Source organism: Janthinobacterium sp. SUN100 (genome assembly GCF_030397705.1).
GTDB classification, from domain to species: Bacteria; Pseudomonadota; Gammaproteobacteria; order Burkholderiales; family Burkholderiaceae_D; genus Janthinobacterium; species Janthinobacterium kumbetense.
Genome location: NZ_JAPUBU010000001.1, coordinates 786,265 through 801,776 on the forward strand (window position 1 = coordinate 786,265; position 15,512 = coordinate 801,776).

Below are 15,512 nucleotides of genomic sequence, written 5' to 3' on the forward strand. Positions count from 1 at the left end.
CAAATACTGTAGAGTATGGGCCATGGATGATTTTTATACGGAAGTGCCCCGCCCCTTGATCGCCACGGCGCGCGACCATGCCGCCGATGCCGTCTTTCCCAGCCATAGCCATGCGCGCGGGCAATTCGCCTATGCGGCGCGCGGGGTCATCAGCGTGCACACGCCGCAAGGCAACTGGCTGGTGCCGCCGCAGCGGGCTTGCTGGGTACCGGCCCGGCTTTCGCACGGCATGCGCATGCATGGCGCCGTGACCATGCACAATGTGTTTATCGACGCACCGGCCATCGCCGGGATGGGCTTGCCGCCCCACTGCCAGGTGCTGGACGCCTCGCCGCTGCTGCGCCAGCTGCTGGCCGAAGCCGTGACCGTGGAAGCCTTGTACGTCGAAGCATCGCGCGCCGGACGACTGATGGCCTTGCTGCTCGACGAGATTGCCTCCGCCAAGCCCCTGCCCCTGAGCGCCCCGCTGCCGCAGGAACCCCGGCTGGCGCGCCTGTGCATGGACATGCTGCGGCAGCCGAGCCTGGACAGCAGCCTGGATGCGATGGCGGCGCAGGCCGGCATGAGCCGGCGCACCTTTACGCGGCAATTCCGCGCCCAGACGGGGCTGGCCTTTGCCCAATGGCGCCAGCAAGCGTGCCTGCTGGCGGCCATCACGCGGCTGGCGGACGGGCAAGCCGTCACCCGTATCGCGCTCGACCTCGGCTATGCCAGCCCCAGCGCCTTCACGGCCGCCTTCCGCCGCGTGCTGGGCCAGGCGCCCAGCGACTATCTGGCCTAGGCAATGGTGGCGGCGATGCGCTGCGACAATGCCTGCGCCAGTTTCTGCACGTGGTAGCCATCGACAAAGCCATGGTGGGCTTGCACGGAAAACGGCACCCGCATGCGGCCATCCTCTTGCGCGGGGCCAAACTTGCCCCAGGTAAATGTCGGGATATCGGCGTCGCGGTGGCGGTGGATCGGGTGTTCGATGGCCGCCAGCTCCAGCCAAGGCAGGCAGGTGATGAAGATATTGTTGCGCTGCTCGCGCTCGGTCTCTCCCTCGCCCGTATTGATCAGCGCGGAGCTGGCTTCCGCTAAGCGCTTGGCTGCCAGGCTGCGTTCGATGAACAGGTCGAGCTGGTCCGTCATCGTGAAACGCGTGTAGTTCAGGTTCTCGTCACCATTGATGACGGTATAGGAAGCGGGAAAATCATCGATCCTGATCACCTCGCCCTGGTAGATGCGGTACATGAACTGATCGATATCCCTGACCGTATTGAGCAGGCAAAACAGGAAAAAGTGAAACACGGGGATTTTCCGTTCCTTGCACCAGGGCCGGAAGTCCGGCACGTCGAGCTGGAAGTTGATGTTGACGAGGGGATTGTCGAATGCCCGGAACAAATCATAGCGGTCGCGCCGCTTCTCGAAATTTTTCATGCGGCGAGTGTAGACGATGGGAGGACTGGCGGGCAAGTCATGCCGTATCGGCTTGCCAATAACTTATCAATGCGACATGGAGCACCAATCGCTCCCTGTTATTCCTCACTGCGGCTTGACTGCCTGGCGCGCAAATCAAGAAAAACATGCCCCAGGATTTTTCTGCCGTGCATATCGACGATCACAGTCAGATAAGTATCATCGCGGGGAACGGGAATGCCGATGTGCTGAAACTTTCCATCTGACGACTCATAAATATGCGCGACCTGCCAATTCCAGTCCTCGGCGTCGCCAAAGTCACTCCCGATGACCAGATCGGCATATGCCCAAAGATCGACGACTCCCCTGGCGGTTTCAGTCACCTTCAACATAGGCGCATGGAAGGTTTTTTGATATTCGTCATTCGACAGTAACTGTGTTTTCATTTTTTATCTGCATTTGGCCGCCGACCGGGATAAGCCGGTCGCAAGCCTCCCCGTATCGGGAGGCTTATTTCCGCCGGAATTACGACGCTTGATTAATCTCGTCGTCTATCATATTGGCGAACAGGTCGAAACTCAGAATACCCGTGCCGATGCATGAAAAGACTGTCGTACCCGCCGCATCCTTGATCGTCAATCTCTCGGTCCAGTCATTCTGATTCATGCACTTCAGGCTGGCGCCAGGCCAGGTGACGCCGTTCACATGCAAGCCCTGCGCCGAGAAGGCCAGTTCCTGTGTCTTGACATTCAGGAAATTGCCGAAGAAGCGTTTCTTGTATACCTCGCCGCTGCTGATGTAGCGGAAAGTCACGCGCTCGCCGTCCGCCAGCTTTTGCTTCAAGACGGGCATGCGGTATTCCAGGTAACGGGAGCGAAATTCGTCCATGAATTCGTCAAAGCGCTTGAGTTCTCCGGTAGCCCATATCCAGGGCTGGTCGGCGCCCGTGCGGTAGGCAAAGTTATTGATCATGCCTGTCATGGCGGTGGAGCCGCCGGCAAACAGATACAGGTCCTCGATATCGGCAAAGGCGGCGTAACTGCGAATGCCGTTCAATTCATGCACCACACCGTCTTCATGCAATTCAAAACGGCTTTTCTGCCGCTTGAGCATTATCGCGCGCATGACCAGCACCAGCACGGCGAGCAGCAATAGAAAAGCCGCCGTGCCGTACAGAATAGTCAAATTGCTGTGCGTGCCCAGCTTGGCGCCATTACGCAAGGTCATGGCCTGCGTATCGGTCAGTGTTTTCTGAGGGATGGTCGTGCTCAGGTACAAGACAAAACCTGCCACTGCCGCCAGGATCGCCGCAAATACCGCAAACAGCCTAGGCACCGTCTTGCCATGAAAATACACGGCGAGTGCTTTATTGGTTTGCGGGATACTAAAATTGCCCATGTAATCTTCCTGTTAAATGATAGGGAGGGTTTTACAACCCGGAGGTCGAAATATATTCGGCCCGGATTGTCTCCTATCTATTACAGGAATGGCCACACGCACGCACATTCAATACTGATTTCTTACAATAATGCCCCTGATTACTGGCCGGCCACAGTTATTATCTGGCATTGCAGAATTTCCCGGGCCACCTCGGCCACGCCTTCTTCCAGTTCTCCCATTGTCGGTGCATGGGCGAAGCGTTGCAATTCCCCGTCCAATTCGAATGCCAGATCCCGTGAATGGCGCACGATGCCTTGCAACACAAAGTACTTCCATTGTTCGTCATTACCGGCCAGCACCGTTTTTATACAGGGGGCAAGGCGCACACCGATGCCGGCCAGGTAAGGCAGGAGCACGCCGGCCACCGGCCAATTGACATCTTGCACCCATTCCAGGATCTGCGGCATGGCTGGATGGACTTCCTCCCAGCTCAAGGCGATCAGGGCTCGCGCGTTGCGCGTATCGTGTTTATCGCGCGGCAACGGCAGAGGCGTGCGGGGCGTCTCGCCGGTGCGTTTCATGCGGTGCCGCCGTGCGCCAGGCCCCGCTGCACCTTCCACGCCAGCGGCAAGGTCAGCAGCAATACGGCCGCCAGCGCCAGCAGGGCCGTGTGCACGCTCGTATGGTCGCCCAGCGCGCCGAACAGCACGGGGGACAGCGCCCCGCCGCCGATGCTGCCCGTGTAGAACAGGGCAAACGCATGTTCGCGCTTGCCGGGTTCGGCCAATTCCGGCACCACGCCATACAGCACGGATGAAGTGCCATTGAGCGCCAGCCCCAGCAAGGGCAGCATGGCCATGACGCCGGCCAGCGGCAGCCACAGGGCCAGCACGATCAGCAGCGAGGTCATCGATTCCGTCAGCCACACGGTCTTCATCATGCCGATGCCCGCGCCCAGGTAGCCGCACAGCAACTTGCCGAAGGCGCCGCCCACGAACAGCAGGGACAAGGCCACGCCGATGCCGGCCGTGCCCGCTCCCTTGCTTTTCAGCAAGAATGGCAAAAAGGTGAGAAAACCCATGCGCACGGCGCTGTCCAGGGTGCCCGTGGCCAGCAAGGCGCGAAAGCTCGCCTTCGAGCCGCTGCCGGCGATGGTCTTGCCCGCCTTCTTCGCACCCGCCTGCAGCTCGCCCGGTTTCGGCAGCAGCCACCACAGCAAGCCGGCCGCCGCCAGGCCAAGCAAGCCCAGCAAGGAGACGCTGGCTTGCCAGCTGCACACCAATAACAGCAAGCCCACCAGCGCGGGAATCAGGGTCTTGCCGATATCGCCGGCAAAGTTGTAGTGCGACAGCGCTTCCTTCACGCCGCCGCCCGCCTCGTGCGTGTCGGTGACGATGGAAGACGCCAGCGGATGCTGCGTGCTGGCGCCCAGGCCGCCCAGCAGCAAGGCGATCAGCAAGACGGCCAGGCCGCCCGCCTGCCCCGCGATCAGGTAGGCGACGCCGGCCAGCGCCGTGCCGCCCACGAGCATGCGCTCGCGGCCCCAGCGCTTCGCCATGCGGCTGGCCAGCAACTGGAAGCCGGCCATCATGCCCGAGTAGGAACCGCGCAACAGGCCCACCATGGCGTAACTGATGGCAAACTGCGCCTGCCAGATGGGCAGGAGCACATAGATCACGTCCGTCAAGCCGTCATGCACGGCATGCGCGCTGCAGGCGGCGAACAGCGAGCGGCGGCGGATCGATTTGTCGGAGGGGGACGATACAGTGGCAACAGCGGCGGCGGATGGTTCAGTCATGACTTCGGCGGGTAAACGATGTGGACAGTGCAAGCTTACTACAGGGGCTGGCGGCGCAGCAGCACCTTGCCATACGTGCTCCAGCTACGCGTGCCGCCAACTTCAGGATCGATGGCAAAACGGCAACCCTGCACATAGGTAACCGCCGCCTCGACCAGTTCCGCTGGCAGGCCTGGCGCTTCGGCCACGATGCGTGCAGGGGCACCTTCGCTGCCGATAAACATGCGCAGCACGACGCCGCTGTCATTGCTGGCCAATTTGTCGAGGTTGTTATAGCCCTGGACGCGCTGGGAAGGCTGGCAGCTGCCGGGTACCAGCAAGGGACGCAAGAGCTCGGTATCGTCCAGATCCCATACATACTGAACACTAAAATTTTCCTTGGCCGCTCTATCAGCAGGGAACACGCACTGCCGCACATTGCTCAGCGCCGCATCGTCCAAAACTTTCCACCCCGAACTGCGTGCCACGGATGCCGTTGCCACCTTGCCATCCTGCTCTACGGAAAAGCGCACGCTCGTTTTACCTTCCAGTTCATACAGGCGTGCCTCGTGCGGATACACTTGGGGCGGACAGGTCGCGCCCGGCATCGCCTGGCCAAGCCCGGGCAGGATGGCCAGCACCGCTGCCGCACAGCGTAAGGGGAAGCTTGCTTCATGCATCGGCATCGTTACTCCAGCAATTGCTATTAAATAAGTTTTCAATTTTAGCAAATTGCCATGAACACCAGCAAGCCGCTGGCGAAACGACGGCAGGCGCGCCACCCGGCGAGGATGGCGCACCTGCCCATGCAAAACCTTGCTTGCCCGCTTATTTGGCCATCGCATCCTTGGCCATGCCATCCTTTTTCATCTCATCCTTCTTCATGCCGTCTTTTGCCATGGCATCTTTCGCCATGCCATCCTTGGCCATGTGGTCCTTCTTCATGTGCTTCTTCGCCATCGGCTTGTGCATGCCATCCTTGCCCATGGCATCCTTGTGCATGGCATCGGCCGAGGCGTCCTTGGCCATGGCGTCTTTCTTCATGGCATCTTGGGCGAACGCGGCGCCCGACATGAGGATGGCGGAAGCGATCAGGGCGGTGATGGTGGTTTTCATGATATGTCCTTGTCTCTGGGTTATATGGGCGAGATTGCCCGGTGGTAAAGCTGTTGCCGTGCTACGGGTACTGCCAAAATTGTTCAAGAGCCGCCGAACCAGTTATAGCCCTGATTCTCCCAATACCCTCCCGGATACGTATTCGTGACGAAAATGGCCTGGATGTGCTTGGGATTCTTGTAGCCCAGCTTGGTCGGCATGCGCAGCTTCATCGGGTAGCCGTACTTGGGCGGCAATTCCTGGCCGTCATACGTGAGTGCCATGATGGTTTGCGGATGCAGGGCCGTGGCCATGTCGATGCTGGTGAAATAATCGTCGGCGCACTTGAAGCCGACGTATTTTGCCGTCGTGTCGGCGCCGACCCGCTTCAGGAAGTGGGAAAACGGCACGCCGCCCCACTTGCCGATGGCGCTCCAGCCTTCCACGCAGATGTGGCGCGTGATCTGCGTTTCCTGCGGCAAGGCGCGCAATTGCGGCAGGGTCCACGGCTTCCTGTCGGCGATCAAGCCGCTCAATTCCAGGCGCCAGGCGTCGCCATCGACTTCTTCCACCTCGTCTTCGCCGTAATACGCGTTGAAGGGAAACGGCCGCGTGATCATGGAGTCCGGGTAAGTCGGCGCCAGTTTGGTCGGGTCGAACAGCCAGCCCTGTACCCTGTCGTTGAAGCGCGACACGGCCGTCAGGGCCGTCTCGATGCCGGACGGGTCGCTGACGTTGCAACCAGTCAGCATGGACAGGCCGCCCAGGGTCAGGCTGCGCTGCAGGAACAAACGGCGCGACGGTTGCTTGATCTGGCGCAAGGCGTCGTCCAGCATGGCCTGGCCCTGCTCCTGCACGATGATGGTTTTTTTCATGCTCATCTCCTTCAGCGGCCGCGCAGCATGGCGACCAGGGTGCGCGGCACCAGCGCCACCATCAGCAAGTGCACGCTGACAAAGCCCGTCAGCAACGCCATGGCGATGAAGTGGACCCTGCGCGCACTCTCGTAGCCGCCGATCAGCTCGCGCAGCAGGGGAAATTGCACGGATTTCCACAGCACCAGGCCGGACAGCACCAGCACGATGCAGTCGAGCATGACGAACAGGTAGGCGGCGCGCTGCACCATGTTGTAGTGGCGCGGGTCCGCGTGGGCCAGCTTTCCTTTCAGCGCGGCGACAAAATCGGCCAGCAACAGGCGCGGCGTCAGGGGAAAGAACTGGCGCCGCAGCCTGCCCGAGGCGATGTTGATGATCAGATACAGCAAGCCATTGGCCACCAGCAGCCACATGGCGGCAAAATGCCATTGCAGGGCGCCGCCCAGCCAGCCGCCCAGGGTCAGCGCGCGCGGCAACTCGAAAGGGAAAAATGGCGCCGCGTTATAGATGCGCCAGCCGCTGGTGGCCAGTACCACGACGGCCACGGCATTGAGCCAGTGCGTCAGGCGCAGCCAGGCGGGGTGGATCACGTTCGCTTGTCCGTTCATCACATCACTCCCTTCGCACAGGATGCCGTGCTGACGGCTTGCAGGATGGCGCTGCTGTCGGCCCGCTGCACGAAGGCGACCACTTGCAGCTGCTCCGGGCGCCAGCTGGCGGGCAAGTTGACTTCGCGGCGCAGCCGGGCGTGGCCTTGCGCCAGCGCAACGGGTCCCAGCCACAGGCGCACGGCCGCATCGTGATGCAGGGTGGCGCCGCGGTTTTCGCCGCGTAGCACTTTCGAGACGATGGCGCTTTCGCTGATGGCCACGTACAGCTGGCCGCCCGCCTGCCCATCCGACGCGCTGGCATTGGCTTCAAGCAATAATTGTCCACCCGCCCCTGGCGTGGCGGACAGGCTGATATTGACGGGCGCGGCGGTCGCGTTGATGCGGCGGATGGCGGCCGGCAGTTGCGTATCCCAGCCGCGCAGTTCCGTGCCGCCCACAAAGAATTGGGGCGTGTAGGCCACATGACGGGGCTGGTAGCGCAGCAATTCGGCCTGGCGCGCATCGAATTGCGCCTGCGCCAGCGGGTCCGTCCAGCCGATCTGGTCCCAGTACGTGACATGCAAGGCCAGCGGCACGACCAGGCTGGCCGTCCCCGCTTCCTTGCGCAAGGCGTTCAGGCGCTGGTCGGCGGGCGGGCAGCTGGAACAGCCTTCGCTGCTGTACAGCTCCACCAGCGCCGCCGTCTGCGGCCCGCTTTGCACGGCGCAGCGCTGGCCGGCCGCCAGTTGCGCGTACGCGGGTGCCGTCGCGGCCCACAGGCAGAGCGGAACGAGGCTGGCGGCAAGGCGGTGCTTGATATGCATGATGACTACCCGTTATAGTGAATGAAGAAGCGTGCTTGCCTGTCAATTCGCCGCAATGGCCGGATTGGTTACAGCCGCCGGCAAAATTAATGATATTTATTTTTTTCAACGCCTGTCACCAAAGGCCTGCATGCAACGAATACCTGTAAGCGAGCACCTGCATGGAACGGAATTGCGGCTGCATGGCTTGATGCTGCGCGGGCTCGAGGGCGATGCGGCGGCGTATCGCAGTTTCTTGCAGGCCAGCAGCAGCCATTTGCGCGCATTCCTGCGGCGCCGCCTGCAGCGCTGGCCGGACGAGGTGGAAGACCTGGTGCAGGAGTGCCTGCTGGCCATCCACAACCAGCGGCTGACGTATGACACGGGCGTGCCGCTGACGTCGTGGATCCATGCGATCGCCCGCTATAAATTGATCGACTGGCTGCGCCGGCATGGACGGCGCGAAGCGCAGCACTTGCCGTACGACGAAGAAGATAGCGCGCAGGAACTGTTTTCCAGCGCCGATGCCGAGGCGGCCGAAGCCAGCCGCGACCTGGGCAAATTGCTGGCCAGCTTGCCGGCGCAGCAGCGCGACGCCATCGTGCATACCAAGCTCGACGGCTGGTCCGTGCGCGACACGGCGGCGGCCATGCAGATTTCGGAAGCCAGCGTCAAAGTGGCCGTGCATCGCGGCTTGAAGGCACTGGCAGCCAACTTGAGGATAAGGACACCATGAAAACCGATGACTTGATCGCCATGCTGGCCAGCGGCCCCGACGTGGCCGCCGCGCCGCCCCCGGGCGCCCGCCGGCGCGCCGCCACCACCCTGGGCGCAGGACTGCTGGCCAGCGTGACGCTGATGACCCTGTTGCTGGGCGTGCGGCCCAACCTGGAACAGCTGGCCCTGCTGCCGGACTTCTGGATCAAGGTCGGTTTCGTCATATGCCTCTCCCTGGCGGCCTGGCAAGTCACCCGCCGCCTGTGTGTGCCCGGGGCGCCGACGCGCGCCCTGCCCCTGCTGCTCGCCGTGCCCCTGCTGCTGATGTGGGCGCTTGGCGCCCTCATCCTGAACGAAGCGCCGCCCGAGCAGCGCGCCGAACTGTTCTGGGGCGCCACCTGGCGCAGCTGCCCTTTGCTGATCGCCACCCTTTCCTTGCCCCTGCTGGCCGCCGTGCTGCGCCTGATGCGCCAGCTGGCGCCCACGCGCCTGCGCCTGGCCGGCGCGGCTGCCGGTTTTGCCGCCGGCGCCATGGCGGCCCTCGTCTATTGCCTGCACTGCCCTGAACTGGCCGCCAGCTTCGTCGGTTTCTGGTATGTGCTGGGCATGCTGATACCCACGGCCATCGGCGGCGCCATCGGCCCTAAAGCGCTGGCCTGGTAAGTTACTCTCGCAGCAGGCGCGGCGCCCGTCAAGCGGCCATTTCACGCCTATCGACTTCATATCCGCAAAAGTCACGCATTCCCACGCGCGGCCTTTACCCCTGCATACGCGCTGACATAGCGCAACAGGCTATCGCCACCAGCCGCCGGATTGTCTTTTCTTGTCCACAAAATATTTATTCTTACCGACATGCAATACGCGCGTAGATTCGACTGCGTGCGCCAGCCCCTGACGATCGACGGCCGTTCATTCCGCTACCAAAAAATAAGTTGTGGGGAATTGAATCTGATCGTGCTGGCGCTCCGTACAAGTGATGCAGCTCCGTAATTTCCGCAAATCCTGCCACTGCGTATAACAATTCAGGGAGAATCGACATGTCTTTGCACCACTCGAAAACCGCGCTGGGCGCCGCCCTCATGGGCAACCTGCTCGCCGTATCCTTCACGTTGGCCATCGCGCCAGCGGCCCACGCTTCCAGCCACCGCGAAGCGCCATTCATCACGCAAAACCCCAAAGTCGACGCCACCGACTTCTATATGTTCCGCAGCTATGAGGCGGGCCGCGGCGCCTACACCACCCTGGTGGCCGACTACATTCCCCTGCAGGACGCCTACGGCGGCCCGAATTACTTCGCCATGGACCCCAACGCCCTGTACGAAATCCATATCGACAACAATGGCGACGGCAAGGAAGACCTCACCTTCCAGTTCCGCTTCACCAACACCATCAAGGATGGCCAGTTCACCGTGGGCGGCAAGAAAGTCTCGATTCCGCTCGTCATCAACGGCGGCGCCATCGACAGCGTCAATCCGGCCGGCCTGAACGTGCGCGAAACGTACAGCGTCACCGTAGTGCGGGGCGACCGCCGCACGGGCACCAGGAGCGCCGTCACCAACGCCAGCGGCGGCGGCACGACCTTCGACAAGCCCGTCGACAACATCGGCAACAAGGCCATCCCCAACTATGCCGCGTATGCTGCGCAACATGTGTACGCCGTCAATATTCCCGGCTGCGCCACGCCGGCGCGCATGTTCGTCGGCCAGCGCAAGGACCCGTTCGTCGTGAACCTGGGCGAAACGTTCGACTTGATCAATATCAAGGCGCCCGCCACGGAATTCGCCGCGAATGCGGAGTCGGCCGCCAAGGACGACCTGGCGCGGAAAAACGTCACGGCCATCGAGATGGAAGTGCCGACCGCCTGCCTGACGGCTGGCAGCGACCCCGTCATCGGCGGCTGGACCACGGCCAGCCTGCGCCAGGGCCGCTTGCTGAACCCGGCGCCGGGCACGGCCACCACGGCCTCGAAGGAAGGCGGCGCGTGGGTGCAAGTGTCGCGCCTGGGCATGCCGCTGGTGAATGAACTGGTCATCGGCCTGAAGGACAAGGACCGCTTCAACGCCAGCAAACCGTCGGGCGATGCGCAATTTGCCGACTACGTCACCAACCCCACGGCGCCGGCCCTGGTGGAAGTGCTGTTCGGCTCGGCAGGCGCCAAGGCGCCCACCAACTTCCCCCGCAACGACCTGGTGGCCACTTTCCTGACGGGCATCAAGGGCGTCAACCAGCCCGTCACCGTGACGGCGTCCGAAATGCTGCGCCTGAACACCTCGATCGCCCCCACCGCCGTCGGCGCGCAAAAGCGCCTGGGCGTGATCGATGGCGATAACGCGGGCTTCCCGAACGGCCGCCGCCCCGGCGACGACGTGGTCGACGTGGTGCTGCGCGTGGCCATGGGCAAGCTGTGCACCCTGAACATCGGCTGCGCCCCGGCCGATGCCCCGGCCGGCGCCCTGCACTTCACGGATGGCGCCTTCCTCGATGAAACCTACTTCACGGCAGGTTTTCCCTACCTGAAAAACCCCATCGCCGGTTCGCCGCAACTGTAAGCCTACGAGGAGAATACGATGAAAAAGCTCCATGCATGCGGCGCCCTGGCGCTCACCACCCTGCTGGCCGGCTGCGGTGGCGGCGGCAGCAGCCACGGCGGCGATAACGGCGACGGCGGCGTCACCCCTCCGCCCGTGGTCTTGCTCGACGCCTTCTATGTGGCCGTCAGCAACGTCATCCTGACCACCAGCGATGACAAGGACGGCGTCGCCATCGACGCCATCATGGCGACCTCTCCGGAAAATACGGAGCCGGTACCGTTGTAACGCGCAGTAACCGAGTGCGGGCGCCGGAGACAGCGTTCTCCGGCGCCCGCCCTTGCCGCCCTACTCCACCGTCGATGGCGTCCACGATGAAAACACCGATTTCCCTGCTGTGCGCCTGCCTGCCCGCACTGGCGCTGGCCGCGCCCTACACGCCGAAAGACGGCAGCGCCGTCATCGAGCAATTGCCGCGCCGCGCCGACGCCACGCAGCTCGCCTTGCGCGGCCTGCGCCAGCAACTGAATGACACGCCGCAAGACCTTGCCCTGGCCACCAGCCTGGCCCAGCGCTACATTGCCCTGGCGCGCAGCGAAACGGACCCGCGCTACCTGGGCTACGCGCAAGCGGCGCTGGCGCCCTGGTGGCGGCAAGCGGCGCCGCCCGTCCCCGTGCGCCTGCTGCGCGCCACCATCCTGCAAAGCACCCACCATTTCGGCCCGGCCCTGCAAGACCTCGACGCCGTCATCGCCCAGCAGCCGCAAAACGGCCAGGCCTGGCTGACGCGCGCCACCGTCCTCACCGTGCAGGGCGACTACGCCCAGGCGACAGCCAGCTGCGCCCGGCTGTCCGCCCTGACGACGCAGCTCGTCACCGTCACCTGCCTTGCCAGTATCGCCAGCGTCACGGGCCGGGCCGCCAGCAGCGAGCGCTTGCTGGACCTGACCCTGCAACGCAGCGCCGGCGCGGCGCCGGAGCTCGACAGCTGGGCCGCAACCCTGCTGGCGGAAATGGCCACGCGGCGCGGAGAGGCAGCGCTGGCCGAGGCGCGCTACACGGCGGCGCTGGCGCGGCAGCCGCGCGACAGCTATCTGCTGGGCGCCTACGCGGATTTCCTGCTCGACCGGCAACGCCCGCAGGAAGTCGTCAAATTGCTGAAAGAGCAGCAGCGCATCGACGCCCTGCTGCTGCGCTACGCGCTGGCGCTGCAGGCGCTGCCCGGCCAGCAGACGGCCTTCCAGGCGGCGAAAGCGGAACTGGCGGCCCGTTTCAATGCCGCCATGCAACGCGGCGACACCGTGCACCAGCGGGAACAGGCCCGTTTCGCCCTGTTTTTGCAACAGGATGTGCCGGCCGCCCTGCAACTGGCGCAGAAAAACTGGGCCATCCAGAAGGAAGTGCCCGACATGCGCATCTTGCTGGAAGCATCCGTGGCCGCGCGCAACTACGCGGCGGCGCAACCGGTGCTGGCCTGGATCACGGCGCATGGCGTGGAAGACGTGGCCCTGCAGCGCCTCGTCAGGCAGCTGGGACCGCAGGATGGGCAAAAACTTAGTGCCGCAAAGAAAGCAGGTGCGCTGTGAACGCCCGCATGCTCGCGTTGCTGCTCACCCTGTGCGCCTGGCTGGCCCCCGCGCAGGCGCACAAGCCCAGCGACAGCTACCTGAGCCTGGCCGTGCACGGCCAGCAGATCGACGGGCAATGGGATATCGCCCTGCGCGACCTCGATTTCGCCATCGGCCTCGATGGCAATGGCGACGGCGCGCTGACCTGGGATGAAATCCGCGCGCGCCACGCGGCCATTGCCGCCTACGCGCTGCAGCGCCTGCAGCTGGCCAGCGACCGGGGCGCCTGCCCCTTGAAGGCCGTCGAGCAGCTGATCGACCAGCATACGGACGGCGCCTACAGCGTGCTGCGCTTTGCGGCCACCTGCCCCGGCAACGCCGCGCCAGCCACCTTGAGCATCGGCTACACCCTGTTCGCCGACCTCGACCCGCAGCACAAGGGCTTGCTCAAGATCGACAGCGGCGGCGCCACGCAAACGGCCATCTTCGACCCGGACAGCCCGCGCCAGACGCTGTCCCTGGCCGCCCCCGACCGCCTGGCGCAGTTCGGCGCGTATGTCAAACACGGCATCTGGCATATCTGGATCGGCTACGACCATATCCTGTTCCTGCTGTCCCTGCTGCTGCCGGCCGTGCTGCTGCCGGGCTTGCGCGAACAGCGGCAAGGCTTGAAAACGGCTTTTTATGACGTGCTGAAAGTCGTCACGGCGTTCACGCTGGCCCATTCCATCACATTGACCCTGGCCAGCCTGTCGCTCGTGTCGCTGCCGTCGCGCTGGGTGGAATCGGCAATTGCCGCTTCCGTGATCCTGGCTGCGCTGAACAACCTGCTGCCCCTGTTCCGCGGCAAGCGCCCCGTGGCCGCCTTCATATTCGGGCTGATCCACGGTTTCGGCTTCGCCAGCGTGCTGCGCGACCTGGGCTTGCCGCAAGGCTCCCTGCTGGCCAGCCTGTTCGGCTTCAACGTGGGCGTGGAAATCGGCCAGCTGGCCATCGTCGCCGCCTTCCTGCCGCTCGCCTGGCTGCTGCGCAAGACGTGGCTGTACCGGCAAGTGCTGACCGTCGGCTCGCTGGCCATCGCCCTGGTCGCTTGCGTGTGGCTGGTGGAGCGGGTGGCCGATATCAAGCTGATTTCAACGTGATGGCCGCCCGATAGCGTTGCTGGACAGCCACTGCCGGGCCACAAGTCCCGGCATTCGGGCTACAATACGAACAATTCTCAATCGCATCAAGGCCTGTCTGTCCTGTGGACCGTGGCATGGAAAGGTTGCATGCTACGCCCCGAACTGGAACTGCATCGGCAAATCGAAGTCCTCTACAGCGACCACCATGGCTGGCTACAGGGCTGGCTGCGCCGCAAGCTGGGCAACGCCTTCGACGCGGCCGACCTGGCGCACGACACGTATCTGCGCATCCTCGCGCGCGGCCGCGCGCCCGCTCCCGTGGAATCGCGCCAGCACCTGGCGCAGATCGCCAACGGCCTGGTGGTCGACCTGTTCCGCCGCCGGCATATCGAGTCAGCCTACGCGGACGCCATCGCCGCGCAGCCGGAAGCGCTCGTGCCGACGCCGGAAATGCGCGCGCTGATCGTCGAAGCGCTGATGGAAATCGACGCCATCCTGGCCAGCCTGCCGAACAAGGTGCGCGACGCCTTTTTGCTGTGCAAGCTCGAAGGCATGGCCTACGCCGACATCGCCGCGCGCCTCGACGTGTCCGTCTCCTCCGTGGAAAAATACATCGCCCGCGCGCTGCTGGCCTGCTGCATGGCGCAATGCGCATGAACGGCATGCACTCGCCGCCTGATGGCGCTCCCATCGCCCCCGCAGTGCTGCAGCGCGCCGCCGAGTGGATGGCGCGGCTGTGGGCGGAAGACGCCAGCGCGGCCGATGCCGACGCCTGCGCCGCCTGGCGCGCCGCCCATCCCGAGCACGAACGGGCCTGGGCCCGGCTGCAGCGCTTCGCCCGCCAATTCGAGGCCCTGCCCCGCGAAGTGGTGCGCGGCGCGCTGGCGCCGGCCCAGCGCCATGCCGCCGGCCGCCGGCGCGCCTTGCAGCTGCTGGGATTGATCGCGGCGGGCGGCGGCACGGCCCTGCTGGCGCACGAATCGGGCCTGTGGCAGCGCGCCGCCAGCGATTACCGCACGGCTGTCGGCGAGACGCGCGCCATCGTGCTGGCCGACGGCACGCAAGTGGTGCTGGACACGGCCAGCGCCATCGATGTGGCATACAGCGCCGGCGAACGGCGCATCGTGCTGCGCGCGGGGGCCATCCTCGTCACCAGCGCGCACGAAACGGCGCCTGTCTACCGTCCGCTGCTGGTGGCGACGCCGCAAGGCACGGCCACGGCGCTGGGCACGCGCTTTGGCGTGCGCCTCGATGCCGACGCCAGCAAGGTGGCCGTGTTCCAGGGCGCCGTCGCCCTGCAGCCACGGCAGGACGGCGCCGCGCCGGTGCACCTGCAGGCGGGCCAGCAGGCCGGCTATACGCGCCGCGCAGTGCAAGACATCGGCAAGGTGGAAGACAGCGCCGCCGCCTGGGCCGACGGCCGCCTGGTGGCCGAACGCATGCCGCTGGGCGAACTGCTGGCCGAGCTGGGACGCTACCGTCACGGCGTGCTGCGCTGCGACGCCTCCATCGCCGGCCTGCGCGTGACGGGCGTGTATTCGCTGCGCGACACGGACCGCTCGCTGGCCAACCTGGCCCTGAGCCTGCCCGTGCAGCTGCGCTACCGCACGCGCTACTGGGTCAGCGTAGGGCCGCGCCAGGCGTCCTGAAAAATATA

19 protein-coding genes are annotated in these 15,512 nt (G+C 64.3%); 9 read left to right on the forward strand and 10 right to left on the reverse strand.

All coding sequences use genetic code 11. The features are described 5' to 3' along the window. Positions 1-22: 22 nt before the first annotated feature. Positions 23-781 (forward strand): helix-turn-helix transcriptional regulator, encoded by a 759-nt coding sequence (locus O0881_RS03395; protein ID WP_289910139.1) that lies wholly within the window; start codon positions 23-25, stop codon positions 779-781. Here the strand turns inward: O0881_RS03395 and O0881_RS03400 are convergent. The 10 genes from O0881_RS03400 to O0881_RS03445 all read right to left on the reverse strand — a co-directional run bounded on the left by O0881_RS03400 (position 778) and on the right by O0881_RS03445 (position 7,939). Further along, positions 778-1,419, reverse strand: a complete 642-nt coding sequence (locus O0881_RS03400; RefSeq protein ID WP_289910140.1) for a CatA-like O-acetyltransferase — start codon at positions 1,417-1,419, stop codon at positions 778-780. The two genes, O0881_RS03395 and O0881_RS03400, sit on opposite strands and share 4 nt — an antisense overlap. Before the next feature lie 98 nt (positions 1,420-1,517). Beyond that, the gene (locus O0881_RS03405) at positions 1,518-1,844 is read right to left on the reverse strand and encodes a hypothetical protein (RefSeq protein WP_289910142.1); all 327 of its coding nucleotides are present in this window, start codon (positions 1,842-1,844) and stop codon (positions 1,518-1,520) included. A gap of 79 nt (positions 1,845-1,923) precedes the next feature. Further along, positions 1,924-2,796 (reverse strand): hypothetical protein, encoded by an 873-nt coding sequence (locus tag O0881_RS03410; RefSeq protein ID WP_289910143.1) that lies wholly within the window; start codon positions 2,794-2,796, stop codon positions 1,924-1,926. Between the two features lie 140 nt (positions 2,797-2,936). Next, positions 2,937-3,359 carry a DUF5071 domain-containing protein gene (locus O0881_RS03415; RefSeq protein ID WP_289910144.1) on the reverse strand — a complete coding sequence of 141 codons (423 nt, stop codon included), beginning with the start codon at positions 3,357-3,359 and terminating at the stop codon, positions 2,937-2,939. Continuing rightward, complete coding sequence (locus O0881_RS03420) at positions 3,356-4,576, reverse strand: MFS transporter (RefSeq protein WP_289910145.1); 1,221 nt, start codon at positions 4,574-4,576, stop codon at positions 3,356-3,358. Before O0881_RS03420 ends, O0881_RS03415 begins: the two co-directional genes overlap by 4 nt. 38 nt (positions 4,577-4,614) lie before the next feature. Beyond that, positions 4,615-5,241, reverse strand: coding sequence for an energy transducer TonB (locus O0881_RS03425; RefSeq protein ID WP_289910146.1), 627 nt, complete (start codon positions 5,239-5,241; stop codon positions 4,615-4,617). 142 nt (positions 5,242-5,383) lie between these two features. After that, complete coding sequence (locus O0881_RS03430; RefSeq protein ID WP_099667818.1) at positions 5,384-5,671, reverse strand: pentapeptide MXKDX repeat protein; 288 nt, start codon at positions 5,669-5,671, stop codon at positions 5,384-5,386. 83 nt (positions 5,672-5,754) lie between these two features. Beyond that, positions 5,755-6,525, reverse strand: coding sequence for a molybdopterin-dependent oxidoreductase (locus O0881_RS03435; protein WP_289910147.1), 771 nt, complete (start codon positions 6,523-6,525; stop codon positions 5,755-5,757). Between the two features lie 11 nt (positions 6,526-6,536). Further along, the gene (locus O0881_RS03440; RefSeq protein ID WP_289910148.1) at positions 6,537-7,133 is read right to left on the reverse strand and encodes a cytochrome b/b6 domain-containing protein; all 597 of its coding nucleotides are present in this window, start codon (positions 7,131-7,133) and stop codon (positions 6,537-6,539) included. After that, complete coding sequence (locus O0881_RS03445; RefSeq protein WP_289910149.1) at positions 7,133-7,939, reverse strand: DUF1223 domain-containing protein; 807 nt, start codon at positions 7,937-7,939, stop codon at positions 7,133-7,135. The genes O0881_RS03440 and O0881_RS03445 overlap by 1 nt, the downstream gene beginning before the upstream one ends. 130 nt (positions 7,940-8,069) lie before the next feature. Here O0881_RS03445 and O0881_RS03450 point away from each other — a divergent pair, with 130 nt between their 5' ends. The 8 genes from O0881_RS03450 to O0881_RS03485 all read left to right on the forward strand — a co-directional run bounded on the left by O0881_RS03450 (position 8,070) and on the right by O0881_RS03485 (position 15,504). Further along, the gene (locus tag O0881_RS03450) at positions 8,070-8,654 is read left to right on the forward strand and encodes a sigma-70 family RNA polymerase sigma factor (RefSeq protein WP_099668507.1); all 585 of its coding nucleotides are present in this window, start codon (positions 8,070-8,072) and stop codon (positions 8,652-8,654) included. Further along, positions 8,651-9,298: a DUF1109 domain-containing protein gene (locus tag O0881_RS03455; RefSeq protein ID WP_289910152.1), complete on the forward strand. Its 648-nt coding sequence runs from the start codon at positions 8,651-8,653 to the stop codon at positions 9,296-9,298. The genes O0881_RS03450 and O0881_RS03455 overlap by 4 nt, the downstream gene beginning before the upstream one ends. A 374-nt stretch (positions 9,299-9,672) precedes the next feature. Then, on the forward strand, positions 9,673-11,184 hold the full coding sequence (locus O0881_RS03460) for a DUF4331 domain-containing protein (RefSeq protein ID WP_289910154.1): 1,512 nt from the start codon (positions 9,673-9,675) through the stop codon (positions 11,182-11,184). An 18-nt stretch (positions 11,185-11,202) separates the two neighbouring features. Next, on the forward strand, positions 11,203-11,451 hold the full coding sequence (locus O0881_RS03465; protein WP_099667811.1) for a hypothetical protein: 249 nt from the start codon (positions 11,203-11,205) through the stop codon (positions 11,449-11,451). An 86-nt stretch (positions 11,452-11,537) separates the two neighbouring features. Further along, positions 11,538-12,749: a hypothetical protein gene (locus O0881_RS03470; protein WP_289910156.1), complete on the forward strand. Its 1,212-nt coding sequence runs from the start codon at positions 11,538-11,540 to the stop codon at positions 12,747-12,749. 8 nt (positions 12,750-12,757) lie between these two features. Next, positions 12,758-13,873 carry a HupE/UreJ family protein gene (locus O0881_RS03475; RefSeq protein ID WP_289910157.1) on the forward strand — a complete coding sequence of 372 codons (1,116 nt, stop codon included), beginning with the start codon at positions 12,758-12,760 and terminating at the stop codon, positions 13,871-13,873. A gap of 129 nt (positions 13,874-14,002) precedes the next feature. Next, entirely contained in the window at positions 14,003-14,512 is a 510-nt protein-coding gene (locus O0881_RS03480) for a sigma-70 family RNA polymerase sigma factor (RefSeq protein WP_289897741.1), read from the forward strand. After that, complete coding sequence (locus tag O0881_RS03485; RefSeq protein ID WP_289910159.1) at positions 14,509-15,504, forward strand: FecR domain-containing protein; 996 nt, start codon at positions 14,509-14,511, stop codon at positions 15,502-15,504. Before O0881_RS03480 ends, O0881_RS03485 begins: the two co-directional genes overlap by 4 nt. The last annotated feature ends 8 nt before the right edge of the window (positions 15,505-15,512 follow it).